This window comes from Iodobacter violaceini (genome assembly GCF_011601265.1).
GTDB classification, from domain to species: domain Bacteria; phylum Pseudomonadota; class Gammaproteobacteria; order Burkholderiales; family Chitinibacteraceae; genus Iodobacter; species Iodobacter violaceini.
The window spans coordinates 653,939-680,014 of the sequence record NZ_JAAOLX010000001.1; the positions used below are offsets into that span (position 1 = coordinate 653,939).

17 protein-coding genes are annotated in these 26,076 nt (G+C 51.1%); 7 read left to right on the top strand and 10 right to left on the bottom strand.

Annotated elements, in window-relative coordinates:
* Positions 1-240: 240 nt before the first annotated feature.
* Positions 241-1,239, top strand: coding sequence for a tryptophan--tRNA ligase (trpS, locus tag HA050_RS02915; RefSeq protein ID WP_166821788.1), 999 nt, complete (start codon positions 241-243; stop codon positions 1,237-1,239).
* A gap of 184 nt (positions 1,240-1,423) precedes the next feature.
* On the opposite strand, the gene HA050_RS02920 is transcribed toward trpS, so the two are convergent.
* The 5 genes from HA050_RS02920 to ppc all read right to left on the bottom strand — a co-directional run bounded on the left by HA050_RS02920 (position 1,424) and on the right by ppc (position 9,618).
* Positions 1,424-2,185 (bottom strand): TatD family hydrolase, encoded by a 762-nt coding sequence (locus tag HA050_RS02920; RefSeq protein WP_166821791.1) that lies wholly within the window; start codon positions 2,183-2,185, stop codon positions 1,424-1,426.
* Between the two features lie 172 nt (positions 2,186-2,357).
* Entirely contained in the window at positions 2,358-3,374 is a 1,017-nt protein-coding gene (murB, locus tag HA050_RS02925) for a UDP-N-acetylmuramate dehydrogenase (RefSeq protein ID WP_205836261.1), read from the bottom strand.
* A gap of 128 nt (positions 3,375-3,502) precedes the next feature.
* A complete protein-coding gene (locus HA050_RS02930; RefSeq protein WP_240928953.1) occupies positions 3,503-5,437 on the bottom strand; it encodes a glycosyl hydrolase family 18 protein in 1,935 nt (644 codons plus the stop codon).
* 760 nt (positions 5,438-6,197) lie between these two features.
* Positions 6,198-6,689: a hypothetical protein gene (locus HA050_RS02935; protein WP_166821797.1), complete on the bottom strand. Its 492-nt coding sequence runs from the start codon at positions 6,687-6,689 to the stop codon at positions 6,198-6,200.
* Between the two features lie 151 nt (positions 6,690-6,840).
* Positions 6,841-9,618, bottom strand: coding sequence for a phosphoenolpyruvate carboxylase (gene ppc / locus HA050_RS02940; protein WP_240928954.1), 2,778 nt, complete (start codon positions 9,616-9,618; stop codon positions 6,841-6,843).
* 412 nt (positions 9,619-10,030) lie between these two features.
* On the opposite strand from ppc, the gene HA050_RS02945 reads away from it, so the two are divergent.
* Entirely contained in the window at positions 10,031-10,873 is an 843-nt protein-coding gene (locus HA050_RS02945; protein WP_166821800.1) for a PhzF family phenazine biosynthesis protein, read from the top strand.
* 111 nt (positions 10,874-10,984) lie between these two features.
* Here the strand turns inward: HA050_RS02945 and ubiB are convergent, their stop codons facing one another.
* From ubiB to HA050_RS02965, 4 genes are all read right to left on the bottom strand, one after another.
* Entirely contained in the window at positions 10,985-12,499 is a 1,515-nt protein-coding gene (gene ubiB, locus HA050_RS02950) for a ubiquinone biosynthesis regulatory protein kinase UbiB (protein ID WP_166821802.1), read from the bottom strand.
* A 399-nt stretch (positions 12,500-12,898) separates the two neighbouring features.
* On the bottom strand, positions 12,899-13,450 hold the full coding sequence (locus HA050_RS02955; RefSeq protein WP_166821805.1) for a ubiquinone biosynthesis accessory factor UbiJ: 552 nt from the start codon (positions 13,448-13,450) through the stop codon (positions 12,899-12,901).
* Positions 13,450-14,187, bottom strand: a complete 738-nt coding sequence (gene ubiE / locus HA050_RS02960) for a bifunctional demethylmenaquinone methyltransferase/2-methoxy-6-polyprenyl-1,4-benzoquinol methylase UbiE (RefSeq protein WP_166821808.1) — start codon at positions 14,185-14,187, stop codon at positions 13,450-13,452. Before ubiE ends, HA050_RS02955 begins: the two co-directional genes overlap by 1 nt.
* 75 nt (positions 14,188-14,262) lie before the next feature.
* On the bottom strand, positions 14,263-14,637 hold the full coding sequence (locus tag HA050_RS02965) for a gamma-butyrobetaine hydroxylase family protein (protein WP_166821811.1): 375 nt from the start codon (positions 14,635-14,637) through the stop codon (positions 14,263-14,265).
* A gap of 215 nt (positions 14,638-14,852) precedes the next feature.
* Between HA050_RS02965 and phoB the strand changes: the two genes are divergently transcribed.
* The 4 genes from phoB to HA050_RS02985 all read left to right on the top strand — a co-directional run bounded on the left by phoB (position 14,853) and on the right by HA050_RS02985 (position 19,106).
* Positions 14,853-15,545: a phosphate regulon transcriptional regulator PhoB gene (gene phoB / locus HA050_RS02970; protein WP_166821814.1), complete on the top strand. Its 693-nt coding sequence runs from the start codon at positions 14,853-14,855 to the stop codon at positions 15,543-15,545.
* A 153-nt stretch (positions 15,546-15,698) separates the two neighbouring features.
* Positions 15,699-16,988 carry a phosphate regulon sensor histidine kinase PhoR gene (gene phoR / locus HA050_RS02975; protein WP_166821816.1) on the top strand — a complete coding sequence of 430 codons (1,290 nt, stop codon included), beginning with the start codon at positions 15,699-15,701 and terminating at the stop codon, positions 16,986-16,988.
* Between the two features lie 382 nt (positions 16,989-17,370).
* Positions 17,371-18,450 carry a transaldolase gene (gene tal / locus HA050_RS02980; protein WP_166821818.1) on the top strand — a complete coding sequence of 360 codons (1,080 nt, stop codon included), beginning with the start codon at positions 17,371-17,373 and terminating at the stop codon, positions 18,448-18,450.
* A 155-nt stretch (positions 18,451-18,605) separates the two neighbouring features.
* Positions 18,606-19,106: a metal-dependent hydrolase gene (locus HA050_RS02985; protein WP_166821820.1), complete on the top strand. Its 501-nt coding sequence runs from the start codon at positions 18,606-18,608 to the stop codon at positions 19,104-19,106.
* 72 nt (positions 19,107-19,178) lie between these two features.
* Here the strand turns inward: HA050_RS02985 and HA050_RS02990 are convergent, their stop codons facing one another.
* Positions 19,179-19,511, bottom strand: coding sequence for a hypothetical protein (locus tag HA050_RS02990; protein WP_166821822.1), 333 nt, complete (start codon positions 19,509-19,511; stop codon positions 19,179-19,181).
* A gap of 323 nt (positions 19,512-19,834) precedes the next feature.
* On the opposite strand from HA050_RS02990, the gene HA050_RS02995 reads away from it, so the two are divergent.
* Positions 19,835-25,627 (top strand): alpha-2-macroglobulin family protein, encoded by a 5,793-nt coding sequence (locus tag HA050_RS02995; protein WP_166821824.1) that lies wholly within the window; start codon positions 19,835-19,837, stop codon positions 25,625-25,627.
* Positions 25,628-26,076 lie beyond the last annotated feature (449 nt).

The following is a 26,076-nucleotide window of genomic DNA, read 5'->3' on the forward strand; positions in this document are numbered from 1 at the left end:
TTATCATTAAGTATCAAATACGGTAGACAGACGGCATGAAAACTGCAATAGTGATGGCCATGAAAGCAACACAAGCCACCCTTTTCGCTACAACCCCAGCCCAGAGCTGGTACTACCGCCAATATATGTTACTGGCGGCTTAAGCTCATTTTATTGAACAATGCCGCCGGTCCAGGCGGCATTGTTATATCCACATACCCCATGGGCTCGGCGGCTTTAATCCAAACAAGGATCGAGTACATGACTTCGCATATTATTCTGACTGGTGACCGAACAACTGGCCCGCTGCATTTAGGCCACTTTGTAGGTTCATTGCATAACCGCCTTGCCTTTCAGGACAAACATACACAATTTTTAATGCTGGCTGACGCCCAGGCACTGACCGATACCGATCATGATGTGGTACATCGCAATGTGCTGGAAGTAGCGCTCGATTACCTTGCTGTTGGCCTCGATCCTGCTAAAAACACGATCTTTATTCAATCGCAGGTGCCAGAATTATCCGAGCTGACTTACTACTTTATGAATCTGGTAACCGTTGCCCGCCTTGAGCGCAATCCTACGGTTAAAGAAGAAATTCGCCAGAAGAACTTCCAGCGGGATATTCCGGCCGGTTTTTTGGCCTACCCGGTAAGCCAGGCGGCAGATATCACGGCATTTAAAGCCACAGCCGTTCCTGTAGGCGCCGATCAGGCCCCGATGATTGAGCAAACCAACGAGATTGTTCGCCGTTTTAATGCCATAGCGGGCAAAGATATTTTGCTCGAAACGCGCGCCATCATCCCGCAAACGGGCCGCCTGCCTGGGCCGGATGGTAAATCTAAAATGAGTAAATCTCAGGGCAATGTGCTGCATTTATCGGCCAGCCCGGATGAAATTACCCAGTTTGTAAAAAGCATGTACACCGATTCCAAGCACTTAAAAATCAATGATCCGGGCCAGGTGGCTGGCAATGCCGTATTTACCTTTCTGGATGCGTTTGAGCCGGATATCAGCTTTGTGGATGATTTAAAAGCCAAATACCGCAAGGGTGGCCTGGCTGATTCGGTTATCAAGCAGCACCTGGAAGTACGCCTGCAAGAATTGATAGCCCCTATCCGCAATCGCCGCCTGGAGCTTGCAAAAGATCCGGCGCACGTGATGCAGATTTTAAAAGCCGGCACAGCCCGTGCCCGCACCGTAGCGGCAGCCACACTGGGCGAAGTCAAATCGGCACTGGAGTTGGACTATTTTAGCTAACTCAGCAAGTTCACGGCCTTAACAGCAACTCCACCAGCTTAATAAAATCCAAGTCTTGAAATACGGGCGTTCAGGAGAGCACGGAGGATCACAGAGAAAAACATCAGCAAGTAAAGTTTTCTCCGTGAAACTTCATGTTCTCTTTACCTCTGCATTTTAAGATCTGGGTTTTTTATATTTTCAATTACAGTAATCCCGGCAACACGGCCCTTGCATTGGCGCTTGTGGCGGCGGCTAATTCCTCAAGGCTGATCCCGCGTAACTCGGCCAGCACCTCCGCCATCCTGACAAGTTCTCCCGGTTGATTGCGCTGGCGGTCCAGCCAGGCAGGCGGAATATCTGGGGCGTCGGTTTCCATTACCAGAGCTTCTAAGGGTAAATCACGGGCCAGTTTGCGTATCCGCTGCGAGCCTGAGTAAGTCATCGCCCCGCCAAACCCCAGCTTAAACCCCAGCGAAATAAATACCTCGGCCTGTTGCACGCTGCCATTAAAGGCATGGGCAATACCGCCCTTAACCCGCCATTTACGCAAATATTTAAGCAGCGGATCCTGAGCGCGACGCAGATGCAGCAGCACCGGCAAATCAAAATCCCGTGCCAGCTTCAGCTGGGCTTCCAGCAGCCCGATCTGGCGGTTGGCATCCAGATTGGGCACATAAAAATCCAGCCCAATCTCCCCCACCGCCACCGGCTGATGCTGCTCCAGATAATGCTGCAAAGTCAGCAAATGCTCATCCCGATGCACCGCCGTATAAATCGGGTGCAGGCCAAAAGCCGGAAAGCAGCCATAGCGGATGCGCATCGTCAGTGCATCGGCAAAAGTCGCCTCACTCACTGCAGGCACCACAATCTGCTGCACCCCAGCCAGCCTTGCAGCTGCCACCACCTCATCCCGGTCTGCGGCAAATTCCGGGGCATCCAGATGGCAATGAGTATCTATCCACATAGAGTATTTTCCTTTAGCAGCCGCCGCCCCTTGGTCGAAACCCCGGGCCGCTTATTTCTCATATCGCAGCTTCAAGGGGGATTTAAGCCCTATGCCAAGAGAGTGCTTATTAAGTTGTGACTTACAAAAGCTAAATGGCTTAGCAGCGATCGGCAGCCCTCCGGCGCCGGCATCACCACCAAACCGGCTCTGCCTCCAGCTCTACGTCAAATTTCTCTTTCACATCGGCTTGTACGGCGGCGGTAAGACTGGCTATGTCGTTTTGCGTTGCGCCCCCATGATTTACCAGCACCAGCGCTTGTTTCTGATACATACCTGCCGGCCCCAGCTGACGGCCTTTCCAGCCAGCGCGCTCAATCAGCCAGCCTGCGGCCAGTTTGTAATGATCTGGCCCTGCAGGATAAGAAACCAGCTCCGGGTGTGCGGCCAGCACCTGCCCGCGCAGCTCAGCTGTCACGACCGGGTTTTTAAAAAAGCTGCCCGCATTACCAATCACCGCCGGATCAGGCAATTTGCGCTGGCGTACATTAATCACCGCCTGAGCCACAGCGCTGGCCGACAGAGGCAAGCCCAGCGCGGCCAGCTCCTGCCCGATATCACCATAATTCGTTTTGATGCTGGCAGACTTTGATAATTTAAAAACGACTTCGCCGATCAGCCATTTGCCTGCTTCGGCCTGCTTAAAACAGCTGTCCCGATAGGCAAACTGGCATTCTGCAGCGCTAAATACGCGGGCATGGCCATCTGCAAGACTATAGGCCGTCAGCTCATATAAGCAGTCTTTTACTTCTACCCCATAAGCACCAATATTTTGCACAGGAGCCGCGCCCACTGTGCCGGGGATCAGCGATAAGTTTTCTAAACCTGCCCAGCCCTGAGCTAAGGTCCAGGCTACAAACTCATGCCAGCTTTCACCGCCTGCTGCAGCGACATACCACGCTTCATCGTCTTCTCTCAGTAAACGGCGCCCTTTTAAAGCAACAGCAATAACCAGGGCATTGATTTGCTCAGGCAACACCAAATTACTGCCGCCGCCCAGAACACGCCATGGCAGTGCTTTTAAGCCAGGGTTCTGACAGAGTTCAAACAATTGGGCGGGATCAGTCAGCGGGAGAAAATGGCTGGCAACGGCGGGTAAACCGAGGGTATTAGCGTTTTTCAGATCAAAATTATATTGAATGGGCAGCATGGGAAGATCAGATCAAATCAGCAAAGTGGGGATTATCCCCCACTCAGACAAAAAAAACCCCCATGCCTGAGCATGAGGGTTAAAAGTCTAGCTAGCTTGCTAATTTCACTGACTAGATTTTGTGAGTCTTACTGACGAACCTTGCTCATTGCATTCATCAATGTACCAGTGCTGTCATCACCATCAAGCGACCAGCTGAATGCGCCGCCCAAACCATTGGCTTTAACATAATCAAGCTTGGTCTGAATCACATCGGTTGTATCGTAAGACCAGAATGTATTGCCATCGTATTTCCATGATTGCTTGGTAACAGGATGAACAAATACAGAGCCGGCCGCGTTTTTCAGAACGCGATAGTCTTCAATCCCTTCTTCATATTTACCCTTAGCCGGGCCTGTTGCAGACTGATACAAGCCATTGTTGATATTAGGCACGCCAGTCCATCCGCGACCGTAGAAAGGAATACCTAATACGATCTTGCTGGCTGGTGCGCCTGCTGCAATCAGGTTTTTCACTGCGCTGTCGATATTGTATTGCGCTGCTAAACCTGGCTTACCGGTTTTAGGATCGATATAACGCGGGCTGGCAGGATCATTGTAAAGATGCGACTGGAAGTCTGTCGGCCCCTTGGCATCCCATCCGCCATTGAAGTCGTATGACATCAGATTAATCCAATCCAGATACTTGCTGTACTCCCCCGGCTCGGTCATGGCAATTTTTTCAGCCCCTGCACCAATCGCTACAGTCAGGCCATACTTCTTGCCTGTTGTTGCGGTAAGCGCATCCAGCTGCGCACGGAATTCTTTCAGCAGCAGGGTGTTATTTTGCTTATCGTTAGGCGATACGGTATTGGTGCCTATCCCTTGCACGCCCGGGTATTCCCAATCGATATCAATCCCGTCGAACACGCCTGCAGCTGTGCCTTTACCACCGGCATTCGAGCCTGCATCAAATGGAATATTGCCCTTGATGTAGAGATCGATACAACTGGAAACCAGTTGCTTGCGGCTTGCATCGGTAGCAGCAGCATTCGAGAACCACTTAGACCAGGTCCAGCCACCTAAAGAAATAAACACTTTAAGGTTAGGATTTTTGGCTTTCAGTTTTTTAAGCTGGTTAAAGTTGCCTTTCAGGCCACCTTTGCCATCTTCGCCCCAAACATCACCCACACCATCTACGGAATCACTTGCGCCGAAACCTTTCTGGAAGTCGGCCCAGCCATCGCCACCGTCTTGCGAGCCATTTTCTGCCTTAGTCACGATGCCGCATTCGTAGCCGCCATTTTTGGCATAGATATTACCAAAGGCATAGTTCAGGAAAGTCATCTTCGCCGCGGAGCCGCTAGTCTGAACATGCTTCACCAGATAGCCACGATCGTAAATGCCCCACTGTGCAAAGTAAGACCCAACTTGCGTGCTGCCTGACGGTGTTGGTGCAGGTGTAGGAACAGGCGTTGGTACCGGAGTTGGAACAGGTGTTGGTACTGGTGTCGGTACCGGCGTTGGAACAGGTGTTGGTACTGGTGTCGGTACCGGCGTTGGAACAGGTGTTGGTACTGGTGTTGGTACCGGAGTTGGAACAGGTGTTGGTACCGTTGAGCAGGCACCTAAATCAAGCCATGGCTTACCTGCGCCCACATTGGTGGTTGGGTCATCGCCCTGAGTCCACCACTGTGCTTTGTAGTTACGGCCTTTATAAGTAACCGATTGCCCGCCCGTATAGGCTGTCGTTGCTGTCCATGTCTGGTAGCAAGCCGATGGCGCTGGTGTAGGGGCAGGCGTTGGAACTGGTGTTGGGCCTGGTGTAGGAACAGGAGTTGGAGCTGGTGTAGGAACGGGCGTAGGTGCCGGTGTTGGTGTACCCGATTGCAAAGCCCATGGGCCCCACTGATCTGCACCAGGCACATTACCCTTAGTCCACCATTGTGCTTTCCAATCCTTACCACCGTAGCTCACCACTTCTCCACCGGTATAGGTGGTTGCGGCATCCCATGCGGGTGCCGCAAACGCTTGCATCACAATAAACGCAGCAGGAATTACTGCTAAACGACTGTAGTTCGACATAAAGGGAGTCTCCATCCTCTTTAGACTGATTGGCGTTATTCACGCATCTCAACTGGTATTAGCGCCTTCCTACAAGCTGTCAATTCTGCGAAAGCTTCACCTGTATTCAGAGCAGTATCAAGCCAATTCTCTTTGTAACCGGTCATGATGGGTTTCATTACTCACCATTCTATTTTTCTTGTCAAGCCCTCAATTATGAATAAAAAAATACTCTTCTGCCTTCACTGCAAAACAGTCTGCTTTAACTACATAGCCAGGCATCATAATCATTGACGCATTGCAACAATTTATTCGAAAAACTCTGTTTTCAATTTAAAATGGCGTTATTAATAAATATTGCATTGCAACATAATTTTTATTTTCTGTAATTTATATGATTTTATTGGTGTAGTTTTCGCGCAAGAATTACACAAATATTTCAATATAAACCTGTGTGTTTAGCAAAAAAAGTATACATTAAACTGCTTATACTGAATATTTGCTTTCTTGAGCCATACACAACAATTCTAGTTTTGTAATTAATTGCAACAAGCTCCTTCCGTCCTATCAGACGCCCTTGCTAAAAGAGGCAATTGCAATAATTGGTATTAACTGAAATGAAATATTGATTTAAAAGGAAATAGCAGCAAGCATCACAAGCTATAAAAAAACTATTTAAGTAAAAAACAAGAAAGAAATTAATTATTTTTTTAAATATATTTTTACATTTAATCTTTCTTATTTAGAAAGATTAAAAAATGGGACAACGCACTTTGCAGTATCAGGGACGATTACCCAAATTCCAGCGTGCGCAATACCATTTGCTTTGATTATTAGGAAGGCCAACCAGAACGCTGCCAAACTTAGACAGATAACGAGGATAGCTCCCCGCCAGAGGGACAAAAGCAAAGCCCATGCTTGCTTCAATATTTTTGCGCACAGTTTCCACTTGTTCAGGAATCAGCGCCCCCACCATCAAGGCACCCGAACTGGGCAGACTCACAAAAACCTCACTGACTTTATTGCCGCCCAGTGAGGCATTTTGTGCTTCAAACCACTCCGCCTCTCCCCATACCCGCAGAGGGTCACCCAAATACTGCCGGAAATAACTGCGCCACCATTCATTCGACCATTCACTGCGGCAAGACAAAGCCGCCTCCATCTTATCGCCAAAATGGGTAGGCAATTTACCTGCAGCGGCGGCAGGCAAAGCCATGCTGAGCAGCAGGGTAAGCACTAAATAGCGGCAGGTGCTTAGTTTCAATGCGGGCATTGTCCTGAAGAATCAATATGCGGGGGGGATGAAAAAATTCATACAAACTTATTTTAGCCTGACAAACTAGCACAGGCTAAACTCACAAGCAAAAAAAAAGCCGGGTAACGTATTACACGCCAGCCCAGCTTCTTATGATTTACTGCACGGCTTAACCGCTATTGCGCAAACCCGCCGCAATGCCGTTAATTGTTAAATGCACCGCATGCTGTACATCTTCACTCGCCTCACCACTGCGCAGGCGTTTGAGCAGCTCAACCTGCAGGTGATTCAGCGGGTCAAGATAAGGCAGGCGGTTATCCAGGCTGCGGGCCAGCATTGGGTTATCTGCCAGCAATTCACCATGCTTGGAAATTGCTTGTACCGCATCTACGGTACGCTGCCATTCTGCTTTAATCCGCGTAAAGATACGCTGTGCCAGTTCCTGATCCTGAACCAGCTCAGAGTAACGGGCCGCAATCGCAATATCCGATTTAGCCAGCACCATATCCATATTAGAGATCGTAGAGTTAAAGAATGGCCAGTCACGATAAAGCTGCTGCAACAGTGCCAAACCTTCATCGCCTGCTTCTTTAAGATACTCGCTGATTGCAGTACCAAAGCCATACCAGCCCGGCAACATTAAGCGGCACTGGCTCCATGAGAATACCCAAGGAATCGCACGCAAATCGCCGATGCTGTTGGTGCTCTTACGCGCTGCCGGACGGGAGCCGATATTCAGGCTCGGAATCTCATTAATCGGCGTGGCTTCACGGAAGTAGGTAATGAAATCAGGCGTTGCATACACCAGATCACGGTAAGCCTGATAGGCGCTCAGACTGAGCTTTTCCATCAGCTGACGGCGTTCCATCACATCATTTAATGGTGGTGAGGCCTCAGGGAAACTGGCTTCCAGCGTGGCGGCAATCAGGATCTCCAAATTACGGCGCCCTACTTCGCGATCCGCATACTTGGCGGTAATCACTTCACCCTGCTCAGTAATCCGAATCTGACCATTCACTGAGCCAGCAGGCTGGGCCAGGATCGCATCGTGCGCCGGGCCACCACCACGGCCAACCGTACCGCCACGGCCATGGAACAAGCGCATTTTAAAATTTGCAGCCTGAAATACTTCAACCAGTGTGAGCTCTGCTTTATATAGCTCCCAGTTGGAGGTCAGATAACCGCCGTCTTTATTCGAATCCGAATAACCCAGCATCACTTCCTGCACATCATCCCGGCAGCCCAAAAGATTACGCCATTGTGGGATTGCAAACAGCTCGGTCATGATTTTGCCTGCACTGCGCAAATCAGGAATGGTTTCGAATAAAGGAATGATATTAATCTTGGAAGACAGCTTAGGCGCAAGCTGCACCAGGCCCACTTCCTTCATCAGTACGGCCACTTCCAGCATATCCGAAACCGAATCACAGTTAGAGATAATGTAATTAGGCAGTACCGATGCGCCGTAGCGCGCTTGCACTTCACTTGCAGCGCGATAAATATCCAGCTCTTTTTGCACATCTTCGCTGTATTCAACGTAGGCCGAAGTCAAAGGCCGGGCGCTGGATAATTCACGCAGCAGCACCGCACGGCGCGATGCTTCATCCAGGCGCATGTATTCTTCAAGGCCAGCATGGGTAAACAACTCAGAAATCACTTTTTCATGCATGCCGGAATACTGGCGCATATCCAGCGGCGCCAGATAAAATCCAAACACCGATACCGCGCGCTGCAAACGGCGTAAACGGCCATTGGCCAGCAGCGCTGCACCGTGCGCTTTAAGCGAGGCCGCAATCACGGCTAAATCATCCAGCAGCTCTTGCGCATTCGCATATTCAGCCGCATTGGCCACATCGTGCAACTGATGATGGAAAGTGCCGATTTTAACCGCGGTAGCAAAAATACGCGCCCGCACGGCAGACACAGCGAGGCGATATGGCTCTTCTGATTTACGGTCTTTCTCATCTGTGGCCGAATTTGCCAGGGCCTGCAAAGCCGAATCCACATCCACAATCCGTGTGGACATCGATAATTCGTTTTCCAGCTTCATGCACTGCTGGTAGTAATAATCTAAAGCGATACCAGACTGACGCGACACGGCGTAGCGCAATACATCGCCCGTTACAAAAGGATTTCCGTCGCGGTCACCGCCAATCCAGCTGCCTACCTGAATAAAGTTAGGCAGGCTGATGTTCTGCTCACAGAGCCCTGCCAGCTTGTCTTCCAAATCCAGATAAAGCCGTGGCAGCTCGTGCAGGAAAGTATTACGGAAATACGCAGCACCGTTTTCAATCTCGTCCTGAACAGTCAGCTTGAAAGTACGGATTTCGCGGGTTTGCCACAGCGCCAGCAAAACACGCTCCAGTGCCGCTTTATTATCACTTAACTCTTCAGGCGTCATGGCATAGCGATCGCGCTCTGCTAAAAGCTGCGCCACAGCACGGTGGGAATCCAGGATGGTCTTGCGCTTTACTTCAGTTGGGTGAGCCGTCAGCACGGGGGCAATTAAGCTTTCACCCAGCATGGCAATAATTTCTGCCGCCTTAACGCCTCTGCCTGTTAAGGTGTTAATCGCTGCAGCAATACTGCCACGCTGAGGGCCGGAGCCCGCAATCTTATGCGCGCGGCGGCGGCGATTATGGTGTAAATCTTCAGCAATATTAGACAGGTGCGAGAAATAACCAAAACCACGCACCAGGGCAACGGTGGTGGCTGGATCCAGACCAGATAAAGATTTGGCAAGCATTTTACCCGCTTCCGGATTGCTGCCTTGCACATAAGACAGAGCGAGTTCACGAATGGACTCTATCTGCTCGGCAGTAGCAATTCCTGCTTGCTCGCGAATGGTCGCAGCGAGTAGTTCAGCGAGTAATTCAAGATCCCGTTTAAGGGGCAGATCTTTATCAGCAATCGTTTCGAGTACGGGCATCAGAGCAATCCAGTTCATGATTGAATCGGGCAAACGGTTTCATTCTAACAAGAACCTGCGGCTTTCACTGATAGATTATTACAAAAAAATATGTACCTGAAATACCCGGACTACATTTCAAATAGATGTCTGATCTATAAGGAAATATCTGAAACCCCTCAATCGCACCAGGAAAAAAGTGTGGTTTTTAACACCCAATTTGCTACAAACAAAGCGCAATTACTCATTTAAATGAATAAAGTGCTGAATGCTAAGCCATTATTTAAATGTGAATTTTACAAATTGAGAATCACCTCACCAATAAAATCAAAGCAAATAGTAAGTTTAAAAAAATATAATGGAAAGATTCAATGGCATAATCATGTAATAAAATACACCTGCCGCTTTTTTCATTCGCAAATATTACTGCACTCACTTCCAGGCTGCTGCTATGACGTCCTATCCCTTTCACCTTATCAATACCTTTGCTGAACGGCGTTTAAGTGGGAACCCCATTGTCGTGTTTACCACCGAAGAAATGCCCGACGAGCCAACACGGCAAGCACTGGCATTTCAAATGGGCGTAGCAGAAACCGCATTTATTGCGGCAAACGACACACAAGTTCATGTGCATTCAACGCAATACATGCTGCCTTTTTCTGTGCAAGCCATGCTGGCCACAGCCGAAGCATCGCATCCCGATGAAACAGGCCTTGCTGCACAGGCATTTAAAACCAATCAGGGGCAAACCTGGCTGTTACGCCAGGGTGACCGCTGGTGGAGCCAGCTGGCCACAGCCCACACCCGCCCGGCCCAGCACAGCAATTTAGAAATTGCCCCGGCCCTTGGCATTGCAGCAACAGATATTATTGGCACGCCCTTATTTGTTGATTGCGGGCTGGAACAACTCATTGTGCAGGTCAGATCACAGCAATCTGTTTTGCAGGCCAATCCACAGGTCAGCTCGTTGTCCAGGCTGGCCGAATCCAGCAAAAACTTGCCCCAGGCCGCTGTATGGTCCAGCGATGGCGACCATATCACCCTCCGGTTTTTTTCCTGCGATGCATTTCAGGTGTATGAAGATTTTGGGGCAGGCACGGGTGCGGCAAATATAGCAGGCTGGATGATGGCATCAGGGCAAAGCGCTCCCTTTAGCCTGAGAATCGAACAGGGGCTGACCATACAACGTCTGTTCAGCCGTTTAAGCGTGATTCATGTAGAAGTAGATGCACAGCGCAATATCAGGGTTGGCGGAAACACACACCGGGTTGGCGGAGGAGTGATTGAGCTTTAAGCTGCAAAAGCCAGAAGGGAAACCCAAAGCGGCTCATTTAAAAGCGCATTTACGCTAAAAGCCGCTTTGGCGCGGGCGGGGTGCCCCTGCAGATCTGGCCTGTGATCAGTATTATTTAAACCACCATGTGAGCAATAAACCAGCCAAAAGCGCGGCAATCACGCCCAGCAACCAGTTGCGTTTTTTCTGCTCCCACATCAGGCCGCTATACCCCGCCACCAATAACTCGGTATGGTTCTGATCGAGCAGCTCACCCAATTTACGCGGCAGCACCGGCAACAAAGCCGCCCACTGCGGCGCTTCTTTTTTTAGATTACGCAACATGCCGCGCCAGCCAATTTGCTCGTGCATCCAGCGCTCTAAAAACGGCATGGCGGTTTGCCAGAGGTCTAAATCCGGATCAAGCTGGCGGCCTAAACCTTCAATATTCAAAAGTGTCTTTTGCAGTAACACCAGCTGCGGCTGGATTTCCACATTAAAGCGGCGCGAGGTTTCAAACAGGCGCAGCAGCACCTGGCCAAAAGAAATCTGCGAGAGCGGCTTATTAAAAATAGGCTCGCAAACGGTGCGCACTGCCGCTTCTAATTCCTCTACCCGCGTCTCTTTTGGCACCCAGCCCGATTCAATATGCGCGGTGGCCACGCGGTGGTAATCACGGTTAAAAAACGCCAGAAAGTTAATCGCCAGGTATTGCTTATCGCTATCAGACAGCGTACCGACAATTCCAAAATCTAAAGCGATATAACGATTATCTGCCGCCACCAGGATATTGCCGGGGTGCATATCGGCATGGAAAAACCCATCTCTGAATACCTGGGTAAAAAAGATTTCCACCCCAAAGCGGGAGAGTTTTTTTAAATCCATCCCCGCTGCCAGCAGCTCATCGATGCGCCCGACCGGAATGCCATCCATCCACTCCATCACAAACACTTCACGCGCACAAAAGTCGTAGAAGACTTCGGGTACCAGGAGCTGGCCGGAGTTTAAAAAATTGCGCCGCAACTGGCTGGCGTTGGCCGCCTCGCGCATTAAATCCAGCTCGTCATGCAAATAGCGGTCGAACTCCGCCACCACTTCCCTGGGGCGCAGACGCTTGCCGTCGGCCGAAAGCTTTTCAAGCAATACCGCCATGATGCGCATCAGCGCTAAATCAGATTCAATCACCGGCAGGATATCCGGGCGTAAAACTTTGACCGCCACCTGCTGCCCATTATGTAAACGCGCCTTATGCACCTGAGCCACCGATGCACTGGCCACCGGCGATTGCTCAAACTCGGCAAACAACTCTTTCAGTTTGCGGCCCAGGCTTGCTTCAATCACCGCAACTGCGGTCTCTGCGGCAAAGGGCGGCACATTGTCCTGCAGTTTCGCCAGCTCATCGGCGATATCCAGCGGCATCAAATCCCGCCGGGTTGACAAAACCTGGCCAAACTTTACAAAGATCGGCCCTAATTCTTGCAAAGCCAGCCGCAAACGCTCGGCCCGTGGCGCGCTTAAATCCCGGCCAGACAGCAGCGACTGAATCAGCTTCCCCAAACCACGCACGCGCGCATGGCCGAGTAAAAACTCGTCCAGACCATAACCAAAAACCACACGGACAATTTTAATTAAACGAGAAAGACGCATTGGTTCAACTTAAGAGAGAGGTGATGCAGGTTGAGGGTTAGCATCGAGGGCGGGTGAAGCCCCATAGGCGCTAACCAAATTTGGTTTTATCCCAGCAAACAACGAAAAAACGTAATAACCACGCTCTCAGCATGGGGCTTTTATCCTCCCCTTGAAGCACGCCGAAGCGAGGAACAAGCGGGCGGGGTTTCTTTGATGCCTGTTTGAGCGAAACGAGTTCCGCAGCCGCCGCTGTCCGCAGCGAGGGGTTTCGTGCTGGCCGGGGCGGCCTTCTTTGCTTACTTTCTTGGCCGTTCAAGAAAGTGAGTCCCCGCGGGGATCCCGCACCTAAATCAACGTGCCGAAGGCACTAAAAAGATCTTTTTGACTTTGCTTAGCACACAGGGGATGTACACCACCCTACATTAACTTTGAAACTCGCTTTTCCAGCCTCGCCAGCGCATCGCGTAACTCATCGACTTCATTACAAAACTGATTTACATCGCGCTTATGCGCTAAAAGCGGGGTTTCATCGCGCCAGTATTCGGCTAAGTTAACGACTAATCTCGAGCCCATTGCGCCAGGAATACCGCCCACTTTGCCAGCAATACTCACCAGCCTTTGCGTGGCCACATCCCCAATCAGTTTGGATAATTCCTCTGCCGCATCCCAGCGCAGGCCACTCAGCACATGGCCGATGCGGCTGCCCAGCTCGCCATCGCCACTGAGGCGTACATGGCGGGCGGCGGCTGTTTTATCCTGCATGCGGCGGGTAAAAAAGCTCAGCGGCAAATCCAGCGTGGCTTCTGCTTCGGCCATGCTTTTTGCAAGGCGGCCATCCTGCATCAGCACCAGCGTTTCGCTGACCATGGGCAAAGAAATTTTAATCGTACGGCCAGCGAATTGCGCAAGCTCCGCCTTCGCTGCCGCATCCTCTGCCAAAAGGCGATTAAGTACGGCGGCCAGCAACATCAGATTTTTATCCCTTTATGCAGGGCTACCACACCACCCGTCATATTATGGAAATCGACACGGCCAAAGCCCACATCTTTCATCATTTGCTTGAGGGTTTCCTGATCCGGATGCATGCGGATGGATTCGGCCAGATACTGGTAAGAATCTGCATCGTTAGCGACCAGCTTGCCCATAAACGGCAGCAATTTAAACGAATAAATATCGTAAGCAGGTTTAAGCGGCGCCCATACTTTCGAGAATTCCAGCACCAGCAAACGCCCGCCCGGCTTGAGTACGCGATGCATTTCCGCCAGCGCAGCGTCTTTGTGCGTCATATTTCGCAGACCAAACGCCACCGAAACACAGTCAAAATAATTATCCGGGAACGGTAGTTTCTCAGCATCGCACTGCGCCACCGGTAAGGCATAGCCTTGGTCCAGCAGACGATCACGCCCCACGCCCAGCATGGAACTATTAATATCGGTGAGCCATACCTGGCCGGTTTTACCGACTTTTTTAGCAAAGGCTTTGGATAAATCACCCGTGCCACCGGCAATATCCAATACCTTGTCACCGGCTTTCACACCGCTGGTTTCAATCGTGAAGAATTTCCAGACGCGATGTAGACCACCCGACATTAAGTCATTCATCACATCGTATTTTTTAGCCACCGAATGAAAAACCTCAGCGACTTTTTGCGCTTTTTCGGATTCGTTAACCGTTTTAAAACCAAAATGGGTACTTGGATCGCTCATTATTTTCTCTCATCAGATGGCGGTTACGCCCGCCATTGCGCGTTAATCGCTTTAATTTCGTGTGTTTGCACCAAGCTACAGAGTTCTTGAAGCCCCGGCATCGGCAAGCTTATCTAAATAAGCCTGCCAGTTTGCCGCCTGATGACGCCCCAGCTCATAAAGATGGTCCCATGAATAAAGCCCTGAATCATGGCCGTCATCAAATACCAGTTTCACGGCGTAATTGCCCACCGGCACAATATCAATAATATTGACGTCCGCCTTCCCAACCTGCAATGTTCCGGGGCCGGCACCGTGGCCACGCACTTCAGCAGAAGGGCTGTGTACCCGCAGATACTCACAGGACAGAATAAAACAGCTGCCCTCATCAAAATGAATCTCCAGCTGCTTTGAGGCCTGATGAAGTTTTATCTCTGCTGGCAAAGGTGTTGTTTTTGATAGTCCGGACATGGGCAGAAAAGCTCTTTGACGTAACCCCCGCATAATACCCCGCTTCAGTCCTTTGCTAACAGCGGCTTGCACGCCAATCCGCGCAGGCAGAGTGTAAAAAATACGACACAGCTCAGAAAAATAAGACCACTTTTGGCAGACTTGTCATATTAAATACATATTCAGGCCTTAATCTTGCAACAAATGTGGAACTTTATTCCGCGAGGTCAATCGCTATGCCCGCTAATATTTTACTTGTTGAAGACGAACCCGCCATTCAGGAGCTGATTGCTTTCAATCTGTCTCAGGCTGGCCATCATGTGATGCGTGCCGACTCTGCAGAAAGCGCGCAAAACATTGTAAGAAACGCCCTGCCCGATTTAATCCTGCTCGACTGGATGCTCCCTGGCATGACCGGCATCGATTTTGCCAGGAAACTGCGCTCTGAAGAGCGTACCCGGCAAATTCCTTTAATCATGCTCACCGCCCGCTCGGACGAACAAGATAAAGTCATCGGCCTTGAAACAGGCGCTGATGATTACATTACCAAGCCTTTCAGCCCGCGCGAATTGCAAGCACGCATTAAGGCTGTACTACGCCGCCGCGCACCGCAAATTACAGATGACACCGTTGAAGTTCAGGGCCTGCGCCTTGATCCTGCTACACACCGTGTCACCGGCAACAGCGAAACCATCGATCTTGGCCCTACCGAATTTCGCTTGCTGCACTTTTTTATGACTCATCCGGAACGTGTGCATTCACGCGCCCAATTGCTTGATCATGTCTGGGGAGATCATGTCTTTGTGGAAGAGCGTACCGTAGATGTGCATATCCGGCGCCTGCGCTCTGCCCTGGAATCAACTAACTTTGACCGTTTAATTCAAACCGTACGCGGTACAGGCTACAGACTGTCTGCTCACAATAATTAAGCATTCATATAACGACAAGCCCTTGGTTTAGCGATAAAATCCTTACATAAAGCTTTAAAAGAAATACAAAATTCTTTATGGATAAATGCTGGACGCCTTGTAAGCCTTAGTATTTTTAAAAAGGCGAGTGTTTTACTCTGGATATAAAACCGAATGCTTTGGCTACGATCTCTGATTCATTACCTGACAATGGCGGTTTTTTCTGCCTCCATTGGTGCTATTTTTGGTCTGACTTATGGCATGGCAACCGCGATAGGTCTTTTATCTTGTTCAGTTCTGTATCACCTGGTGAATCTTGGCCGCTTACACCGCTGGGTAGAAGACTCCCGTGTGGATAATGTACCAAGTGGCATCTTGCTCTGGCAGGAAGTGTTCGACCGGGTTTACAACCAGGTCAGGCTGCAAAGCAAAATTAAGGAACGCCTCACCAATACGCTGGATCGCTTTACCAATGCCAGCGAGGCCCTGCCCGATGGCGTGGTGATTCTGGATGAGCACGACAGAATCGAATGGTGTAACCGCTCTGCCGCCCAGCATATGGCGATTAACCGTGTGAGCGATGTCTGGCAAGTAATCAGCAATATTGTCCGTCATCCATCACTGCGCGAATATCTGCGCAGCCAGGACTTTGCCCATCCTCTGATTTTACATACTCACCGTCCGCAAGAGCAGGTTCTATCCGTGCAGCTCGTTCCTTTTGATTCCAGCCGTAAACTTCTTTTATCGCGCGATATTACTCAGCTGGATCGCGTCCAAACCGTACACCGCGATTTTGTCGCCAATGTTTCGCACGAGCTGCGTACCCCGCTGACAGTAGTGGGCGGTTTTATCGAAACCATGATCGATATGCCCGATACAGATCCGGAAACACGCGGCCAGCATTTGCAGCTGATGTACGATCAAACCCAGCGTATGCAGCGCCTGGTTGACGATTTACTGACCCTTTCCCGTCTGGAAAGTGGCCAGCAAATGCGCGAAGAAGAAGTCGACGTGCCGCAACTGATGCGCCTTTTAGCTGCCGAAGCCGAGGGCCTGTCGCAAGGCCGCCATATCGTGACCATAGGCCAGCTCGATTCAATCCGATTAATTGGCAATCACGACGAGCTGCATTCTGCTTTTGGTAATTTAGTTTCCAATGCCATCCGCTACACGCCTAATGGCGGCGAGATTACCCTGTCATGGAATCTTAGCTTTGAGCACGGCTTATTCAGCGTAAAAGACTCGGGCATTGGCATCTCGCCTGAACACTTACCCCGCCTGACCGAGCGCTTTTACCGGGTTGACCGAGGCCGCTCACGCTCCACCGGCGGCACAGGGCTGGGATTAGCCATCGTGAAACACATCATCCAGCGCCACCAGGCCCAATTACTGGTTCAATCCAAATCAGGTGAAGGCAGCGTATTCTCAGTGAAATTCCCGCCACAGCGATTGATTAATAACTAATCCCCAATAGGCATCTGCACAACGCCATGGCGTCAATCCGGCGCTGTAGAACTTCCCCCTTTATCAAATGGAGATTGAGGGGGATTTTCCTTTGGTTTTTTGCTTATTTAAGCCCAACATCAACTACAAAATCCCCCTGGCCCCCCCTTTTTCAAAGGGAGAAACAAGTACGACTGATTTGTGTAGATACTTATCCCAAAAAACCGCCAGCCTGTTCTTTGTCTTTATTTATTAACGCCTGCCCTGTCAATACCTATTCCCACAAAAAAATAGTAAAAAATAGTCAAAATTATTGCGTGATCACAAATGCGCAAGCCACAGGGATAGGGGATAATTTACGCCGAGCATCAACCTTTCCCATCTCTTATTTGAGGCGTCACCCATGAGCAAAATCGCTGCTATTAAGCCCCTAGGTCAAAGCATCTGGCTGGATAATTTATCGCGTGGTCTGATTCAATCTGGTGAACTTGCCAAAATTCTGAAAGAAGACGGCATCATGGGGGTGACATCTAACCCGGCCATTTTCTTTAAATCAATCAGCTCTGATCCGCTTTACACCGGCGACCTGGCAGAATTAAAAAAACAAGATTTAACTGCTGAGCAACGCTACGAAGCGCTGGTGATTCCTGATCTGCAGGCTGCTTGCGATGTAACCCGCTCGATTTACGATGAAACCAAGGGTAAAGACGGCTATGTATCGCTGGAAGTATCCCCAACACTGTCACACGATGCAGTTGGCACCATTGCCAACGCAAAACGTCTGTGGGCTGCCATTAACCGCCCTAATCTGATGATTAAAGTGCCTGCCACATCCGCAGGCGTGATCGCCATTGAAGAGCTGATTGCCTCTGGCCTGAATATCAACGTCACCCTGATGTTTAACCTGAAACACGTTGACGAAGTGCTCACCGCCTATATCCGCGGCCTGGAAGCACGCGTTGCCGCTGGCCAGCCGGTTGATCACGTTCACGCAGTTGCATCGGTATTCTTATCCCGCGTTGACAGCCTGATTGATCCGCAGCTGGAAGAAATCGGCACACCAGAAGCACTGGCACTGCGCGGAACCGTGGCAAAATCCTTTGTAAAAGTTTCTTATGAACATTACAAAAAGCTCTTCCACGGCACACGTTTTGCAGCACTGAAAGCACTGGGTGCAAACCCGCAACGCATGCTTTGGGCCTCTACCGGCACCAAAAACAAAGCCTATAGCGATGTAATGTATGTGGCCGATCTGATCGGGCCGGAAACAGTCAACACCGTACCCGATGCCACGCTCGATCTATTCCGCGACCACGGCGTAGCCGCACTGACTCTTGAAACAGGTACAGAGCAAGCCGTTGCTAACCTGGCCGCGCTGCGTAAACTAGGTATCAACTACAACCTGCAAGGTGAGCAGCTGCAAACCGAAGGCCTGAAGCAATTTGACGACGCATTCGTAAAACTGCTGGAACTGACTGCTTAAATCTGCATGATTTGAAATACCAAGAGCGCACAGGGTGCGCTCTTTTTTTATTCTGATAACAACAATAAGCAGGCTACAAAGTCTTATCGTATTCAGAAAATAAATATAATGGCATACCAAACTTAATAACAACCAGATAAAAGCTCAGAAAAACCATGTTCATAGCGCATATTCCTTCGGGCTACATCTACGCTGTATCTATTTTAAAAAAAATTAAAAACACAACAATTCCAGCACACCTTATTTTTTTATCTGCCGTATCAGGGGCAATTCTTCCAGATCTGGATCTTATATACTTTTATTTAATTGACCATCGCCAGACGCACCATCATAAATATATAACTCACTGGCCTTTGCTATGGATTTCTTTGGCTGTTATTTCATATGCACTCTATGCCTGTTCTTCGCAAAAAAAGCTGGGATTCCTCTCTTTTATTGCTTGCACATCCTGCATCCTGCACATGATTTTAGATACGGTCGTTGGGGATATCTGGTGGTTTTTTCCATTTATAGATCAACCCTTTGCTCTGTTTACCGTAACAGCCCTCTATAAGCCATGGTGGCTTAATTTCATACTACATTGGTCATTCGCTTTAGAGCTCGTCATTTGTAGCTTAGCAATCTGTATTTACATTAAGCGTACAAAGAACAATTGATTGCTTCCTGGCTGTTATCAGCCCAATATTTTCCAAACAGAGAAAATTTGGACTGATAGCGCTCCTTCCAGCCTACACACTCTTCGCTTTACGAATCAGCAAATAAAGCAAATACACCATTAATACCGGTACAGCTAATGAAATCAGCGCAGGTAACAGGCAGGCTAATACGGCGAACAGGCCAATGGCCAGAATAAGCACAGCAACACCAGAAAACACTAAAACTAAAATCGCCGCCACAATCAGTAATACAGGAATAGCAATCAGCGCATCAGCACCACTGCTTGTCCATTCCCAATTATCCCCATCACCGCTAAAACTTAAATTCATGCCGTGATTAAAAAAATCTGCCCCAACGTAAATTGCCAGCAACAGCAACAATAATGCAATCAGTATATTTTTCATCGCAAAACCCAATGTCCTCGGTTGGAATAACTTCAGTATGCGATCACGGCGAACAGATGAAAACGGCAGAAAGACAGATTGCCGTTTCGCTGGATCAGACTGCAAATTTCGCGTACTGAAATGCAGCCAGTGGCGAATTTGCACACTCTTAGCCTGAAAAACGGCTTTCCCAAGCAGGGTATAAGAATAGCTCTTACAATTTCAAGAGCTGGCAAATCAAGCACAGGCTGAATTTTACAGGCAGGGTTAAACCCGCTGTTTTTATAGTATTTATGCCAGAGTCTGGCGGGTCTCACCCGCACTACCAATAGCCGAGCCCCATAATGAACAAAGCCTTGCAGATTTGCTTGCCCGCTTTCCAGCTTTTATCTCGCGGGATATCCTGGGTTTTAACACTGCTGTTTGGCGAGGTGAACTGGCAAGCGCCGGGCTGGCTCAAAAAACTGGCACTGTGGCTGGAGGCGGCAGTACGCTGGATGCGTGCCAAGCCTAAGCAAGCGGGGATTGCAACGCTGGTTCTTGCCCTGCTGGCAACAGGTGGAACGATGGGCTGGCGCTGGTATCAGGCTCAGCCCAAACCACAACGGGTAAGCTATGTGGTCACAGCACCTGAGCTGACGCCCTATGACGAAAAAGACCGCCCTCAGCCACTGCCTCTGGTGGTGGAATTTAACGAATCCGCAGCACCACTCAAGCAAATCGATCAGCCCGCAGGCGATGGCGTGCAATTGTCCCCGGCATTAGCAGGGAGCTGGGTTTGGGAAGGCGATAGAAAACTGGTGTTCCGCCCCAAGGCCGACTGGCCGATAGACGCCGAATTTGAAGTTTCGCTTGCTAAGAAAAAACTCTTTGCCGAAAGCGTTAAGCTCGAGGAATACAGCTTTACTTTCAAGACTGCGCCCTTTGCCGCCAATGTGGCCGAATCGCGTTTTTACCAGGACCCACGCGACGCTAATCTTAAAAAACTGGTCGCCACCTTACACTTTAGCCATCCGGTAGACCCTGCCAGCATCCAGAAAAATATCAGCCTGAAGCTGGGCGGCGGGCTGAGCTATCAAAGCGACAAGGTTCCGCCTTATTCAATCAGCTTTGATAAAGCAAAACTCAACGCCTTTATTCATTCAGCCCCGCTCACCATCCCCAAAGAAGACAGCGATATTCTGCTCACTCTTGCCAAAGGCGCTCAGGCCGCACAGGGCGGCAATAAGCTGGATGCCGATTTAGACAGCAAGATCAGCGTGCCAGGCCTCTACAGCCTGCGCTTTGATAACGTAAAAATGTTGCTGGCCGATAATGAACGCTACGAGCCAGAACAAGTAGTGATGCTCAGCAGCAATGTACCGGTTTCCGAAGCGGCGCTTAAAGGCAAAGTGCGCGCATGGCTGCTGCCAGAATACCCACCGAATACGCCAAAAGAAGATCAGCGCGGCGTCTATCAATGGGGGGCCAGCCAGGTTGGGCAGGCCGTACTCACCAACGCCCTGGCGCTAAAAGCGCTGCCGGGTGAAGAAGAATACGGCACGCAGCATAGCTGGAAGTTCTCTGCCCCCGTAGGGCGCTCGGTGTTTTTACAAGTGGATGCCGGTGTGCAAGCCTTTGGTGGCTATCAGTCAGGCAAGGTAATGACGCAGGTATTTCAGGTGGCGCCTTATCCCAAAGCCATCAAGCTGTTATCGAATGGCGCGCTGCTTTCTATGGCGTCGGATAAAAAAGTGGCTTTTGTGGCGCGTGGCCTCAGCGGCGTTCGCATCGAAACAGGCCGCTTGCTGCCTAATCAGCTGCATCATTTAGTCGACCAGAATAACGGCAACTTTGCCAAGCCTGAAATCGCCGATCAGTATTTAGATACCCTGGTCGAGCGCTTCACCGAAGAGCGTACCCTGCCCGCCACCGACCCCGGCAAACCTTATTACGACAGTATCGATCTGACCCGCTATCTGGCAGATAAAACCGGCAACCGTCGTGGCGTATTTATGCTGAAACTCACGCCCTTTGATCCTAAAGCGCCTAAAAACCGTGAAGAAGAACCCAGCGACAGCCGCTTTATTCTGGTGTCTGATTTAGGCGTGCTGGCCAAAACAGCTGTGGACAATAGCAATGATGTGTTTGTGCAATCGATCTCCAGCGGCGAAGCCATTGCGGCGGCCACGGTAGAGGTGATTGGCCGCAATGGGCAAACCGTGGCCAGCAGCCAGACCGATGCGCTGGGCCGCGCCCATTTCCCGGCGCTAAAAGACTTGGTGCGTGAAAAAGCACCGCTGATGTATTTGGTGAAACAAGGTGAGGACGTATCATTTCTGCCAATTAACCGCTACGACAGGCAGCTGAATCTGTCGCGCTTTGATATTGGCGGCGTAGCTAATGCCGTATCGGCGCAGCAGCTCAGCAGCTTTGTGTTTTCTGACCGGGGCATGTACCGCCCCGGCGAAACCGCGCATATCCACAGCATTACCCGCACCGCCAACTGGGCAGGCTCTTTGGCAGGCTTGCCGCTGGAAATCGAAATCACCGATCCGCGCGGACAGACCGTTAAAAAGGACAAAATCAAGTTATCCGCCAGCGGCTTTGACAGCGTTGACTTTGCCAGCAGCGAAACCTCACCCGGCGGCGATTACCAAATCGGCGTTTATCTGGTCAAAGGTAAAGAGCGCGGCGAACAAATAGGCAGCGGCAGCATCAAGATCAAAGAGTTTGAGCCAGACCGCATGAAGGTGAACGCCACGCTGAGCAATGCGCCGGTAGAAGGCTGGATTAAACCCGAAGACATCAAGGCCAATGTAAAAGTGATGCATCTCTTTGGCAGCCCGGCCGGTGGGCGGCGTGTAGAAGGCGAAATGATCTTAACGCCCAGTGTGCCTGCCTTTGCGGCCTTTGCCCAATATCGCTTCAGCGAAGCGGGCCAGCTGAAAGAGCCATTCAGAGACGCGCTGCCATCGGCCACCAGCAACGATCAGGGGGACGCCGAGCTGACGCTGAATCTGGCGCGCTTTGCCCGCTCCACCTATCAGCTGCATTTAACTGCCCGCGCTTTTGAATCCGGCTCTGGCCGCGGTGTAGCGGCGGAAAGCGCCGTGCTGGTTTCATCCGCCCCCTATTTAATCGGGGTAAAAGCGGATGGCGAGCTGGGCTATATCCAGCGTAACGCCAAACGCGCCGCGCACTGGCTGGCGATAGCCCCCAACCTTAAGCCGATCGCAGCAGAGCAGCTCACCCTTAGCTGGGTAGAGCGCAAATATGTATCGGTGCTGGTGAAGCAAGCCGATGAAACTTACAAATATCAATCGCGCAAAAAGGAAATAAACCGCGATAGCAAGCCACTCAGCCTGCCCGCCAGCGGCAGCAATCTGACGCTGCCCACCGCCGAACCGGGTGATTTTGCGCTGGTGGTCAGAGGGCCGGATGGCGCAGAGCTAAACCGTATCGAATACACCGTAGTGGGCGCGGCCAATATTGCCCGTTCCTTAGAGCGCAATGCCGAGCTGCAACTCACGCTAAATAGAAATTCTTATAAACCCGGTGATGAGATCGAGATCAATATCCGCGCGCCCTACACCGGCGCGGGGCTGATCACGATCGAGAGGGATAAAGTCTATAGCCACGTTTGGTTTAAGGCCGACACCACCAGCTCGGTACAAAAAATCACCCTGCCGAAAAACTTTGAAGGTAATGGCTATATCTCGGTGCAATTTATCCGCAGCCCAAGCAGCGATGAAGTCTATATGAGCCCGCTTTCCTACGGCGTAGTGCCGTTTGCGGTGAATTTAGATGCCAGAAAACTCGAGGTAAAAATCGCCAACGCCAGGGAAGTAAAACCGGGGCAAAAGCTGGAGCTTAAAGTAAGCAGCAATCAGGAAGCCCGCGTGGTGGTGTTTGCGGTGGACGAAGGCATCTTGCAAGTGGCGCGTTATAAAACGCCTCAACCGCTGGATTTTTTCTTCCAGAAACGTGCCCTGGATGTACGTACCAGCCAGATTCTCGACTTAATCCTGCCGGAATTCTCGCGCCTGATGCAGGGTGCTGCACCGGGCGGGGACGCCGCCGGGCTGCTTGGCAAACACCTTAACCCCTTTAAACGAAAACGCCAGCCCGCCGTGGCGTGGTGGTCGGGGCTGATCGATGTGGGGCCGCAGGGTAAAACGCTGAGCTATACCGTGCCGGATACGTTTAACGGCAAATTACGTCTGATGGCCGTGGCCGTAACGGCGGATAAAATCGGCGTATTTGAAGGCGGAACGCAAGTGCGCGGCGATTTAATTCTTAGCCCCAATGTGCCTTATGCGCTGGCCCCGGGCGATGAATTTACCGTCAGCGTAGGCGTGTTTAATAATCTGCGCGCATCGGGCAAGGCCGCGGTGCAACTGAAGCTGGACGCCGATGCTGCCTTTACGCTGATCTCGCCAGCAGTGCAAAACCTGAGCATAGACGGGCAGCGCGAGGCTAATGCGGAGTTCCGCCTGAAAGCCAACGCGGTACTCGGCTCTGGCTCGCTGCGCTTTACCGCCAGCAGCGGCGGTAAGCAAGGCATAGCCAGAGACGCCGTCAGCATCCGCCCGGCCGTGCCGTATTCCACCAAGCTGACCGTCGGGCGCTTTGATAAGAGCAGCGAGGAAGTCGCGCTTAGCCGTGTGCTGTTTAACGAGCATCGCAAGGTGATTGCCGGTGTGGCAGGCTCGCCGCTGGTTTGGGCTCAGGGTTTGGCAAGCTTCCTGGATGGCTACGGCTATAGCTGCACCGAGCAGGTGATTAGCAAGGGCTTCCCCGCCCTGCTGCTGCCTGACTTAGACAGAGCCAAAACGCAGGCTGCGTTCAGCAAGCTGATCCAGATCCTGGCCGAGCGGCAAAATGACGATGGCAGCTTTGGCTTATGGGCCAGCAATCCTGATATCTCGCGCTTTGCCTCGGTATACGCCGTGCATTATCTGCTGGAAGCCTCAGAGCGCGGCCTGCCGGTCAGCCGCGATATGCTGGCCAGAAGCAATGCCTGGCTGGAGCAACTGGCCACCGGCAGCAGCCAGAATCTGGCCGAGGCCAGAGAGCGTGCCTACGCGATTTACCTGTTAAGCCGCCAGGGCACCATGACCAGCGGCATGATCGCCTCCTTGCAACAGGAGCTGGACGCGCATCACGCCAAGACCTGGCAGCAAGATCTGACCGCGGCCTATTTAGCCGCCAGCTACAAGTTGCTCAAACAGGATGCCCTGGCGAATAAATTATTTAAGGCCGTGCCGTGGCGCTTGATTGGTAAAAATAATCAGGCCGAAACCTATTACGACCCTAACGTGCACGACGCCCAGCGCCTGTATTTGCTGGCCCGCCACTTTAAAGAGCAGCTGGGCAGCGTGCCTGCCAGTGAGCTCAGCGAATTAGGCAAGGCCATCAGCAGCCAAAACTATCACTCGCTGTCGGCTGCCTATCTGATGCTGGGTCTGGAAGCCTATGGAGGCAATGCGGGCACATTTACGCTGGCCGAAGTGGATAAAAGTGGCAAGGTGACTGGTTTAGATATAAAGCGGCTGGAAAACAACGCTGCGCTTTCCACCAGCGCCAACCGTGTACGCTTCGGCAAAGAAGGCTCACTGCCCGGATTTTATCTGCTGAGTGAATCAGGTTTTGATAAAACCCCGCCAAGCGCCGCCATTAAGCAGGGCGTGGAAGTGATCCGTGAATACACGGATCTGGCCGGTAAAGTGATCAGCAAAGTGAAAATAGGCGAAGAGTTTTTAGTCCGCCTGCGCCTGCGCGCGGATCAGCCTGCTTCCCAAATGGCGATTGTTGAGCTGCTTCCCGGTGGTGTAGAAATCGTGCCATCGCCTAAAGAAGAAGCCCCAGAAGTGATCGAGGGAGAAGGCGAAGGTGAGGGAGAAGCGCCGCAGCGCCCGGCATGGCAAGCGCCGCTGGGTGAAAAACAATCCAACTGGCGGCCAGATTATCTGGATATGCGGGACGACAGAATCGTGCTCTACGGCACAATCAACAAAGACGCCGCCACCTTCGTCTACCGGCTGCGCGCCACACACGCGGGGCTATTTACCAGCCCGGCCCCTTACGCAGAAGGCATGTACAGCAAGCAACAAGGCCGTGGCGTGGCAGGGAAGCTGGAAATTGTGAAGCCTTGAATATCTAAAAAAACGTAGGGCTGGTGCAACCCCATACGCGCCAGCCAAATTGTTTTTTCATTAGCAAACAGCGAAAAACATACTAATCACGCTCTTCGCATAGGGCTTAAAGTCCCCTTGAAACACGCCGGAGCGAGGAACAAGCGGGGCGGGGTTTCGGCCAGGGGCAGCGAGGCACGAGCGAGTCCCGCCCGCCGCCGCCTCGATTGTCCGCAGCGAAGGGGCCTTCGTGTTTCGTGGGGCGGCCTTCTTTCGCTTCCTTTCTTGGCCGTTCAAGAAAGGAAGGCCCCGCGGTGGCTAACCGCTCCAAAATCAACGTGCCGAAGGCACTAAAAAGGTCTTTTTTTTGCTTAGTGGCAATGCCGCTTCATGGTAAAAGCGGTGCGCAATAAGTGCACAGATCAGATAAACTATTGATCCCTAATCCCTGATCGGTTCACCTGATCACG

Bases quoted from the DNA above. Each gene is read 5' to 3' on its own strand.
- HA050_RS02965 (WP_166821811.1), bottom strand. From the start codon at position 14,637: ATGTCCGGACTATCAAAAACAACACCTTTGCCAGCAGAGATAAAACTT.
- trpS (WP_166821788.1), top strand. From the start codon at position 241: ATGACTTCGCATATTATTCTGACTGGTGACCGAACAACTGGCCCGCTG.
- ubiE (WP_166821808.1), bottom strand. From the start codon at position 14,187: ATGAGCGATCCAAGTACCCATTTTGGTTTTAAAACGGTTAACGAATCC.
- tal (WP_166821818.1), top strand. From the start codon at position 17,371: ATGAGCAAAATCGCTGCTATTAAGCCCCTAGGTCAAAGCATCTGGCTG.
- phoB (WP_166821814.1), top strand. From the start codon at position 14,853: ATGCCCGCTAATATTTTACTTGTTGAAGACGAACCCGCCATTCAGGAG.
- HA050_RS02930 (WP_240928953.1), bottom strand. From the start codon at position 5,437: ATGTCGAACTACAGTCGTTTAGCAGTAATTCCTGCTGCGTTTATTGTG.
- HA050_RS02945 (WP_166821800.1), top strand. From the start codon at position 10,031: ATGACGTCCTATCCCTTTCACCTTATCAATACCTTTGCTGAACGGCGT.
- phoR (WP_166821816.1), top strand. From the start codon at position 15,699: ATGCTTTGGCTACGATCTCTGATTCATTACCTGACAATGGCGGTTTTT.
- murB (WP_205836261.1), bottom strand. From the start codon at position 3,374: ATGCTGCCCATTCAATATAATTTTGATCTGAAAAACGCTAATACCCTC.
- ppc (WP_240928954.1), bottom strand. From the start codon at position 9,618: ATGAACTGGATTGCTCTGATGCCCGTACTCGAAACGATTGCTGATAAA.
- HA050_RS02990 (WP_166821822.1), bottom strand. From the start codon at position 19,511: ATGAAAAATATACTGATTGCATTATTGTTGCTGTTGCTGGCAATTTAC.
- HA050_RS02955 (WP_166821805.1), bottom strand. From the start codon at position 13,450: ATGTTGCTGGCCGCCGTACTTAATCGCCTTTTGGCAGAGGATGCGGCA.
- HA050_RS02985 (WP_166821820.1), top strand. From the start codon at position 18,606: ATGTTCATAGCGCATATTCCTTCGGGCTACATCTACGCTGTATCTATT.
- ubiB (WP_166821802.1), bottom strand. From the start codon at position 12,499: ATGCGTCTTTCTCGTTTAATTAAAATTGTCCGTGTGGTTTTTGGTTAT.
- HA050_RS02995 (WP_166821824.1), top strand. From the start codon at position 19,835: ATGAACAAAGCCTTGCAGATTTGCTTGCCCGCTTTCCAGCTTTTATCT.
- HA050_RS02920 (WP_166821791.1), bottom strand. From the start codon at position 2,185: ATGTGGATAGATACTCATTGCCATCTGGATGCCCCGGAATTTGCCGCA.
- HA050_RS02935 (WP_166821797.1), bottom strand. From the start codon at position 6,689: ATGCCCGCATTGAAACTAAGCACCTGCCGCTATTTAGTGCTTACCCTG.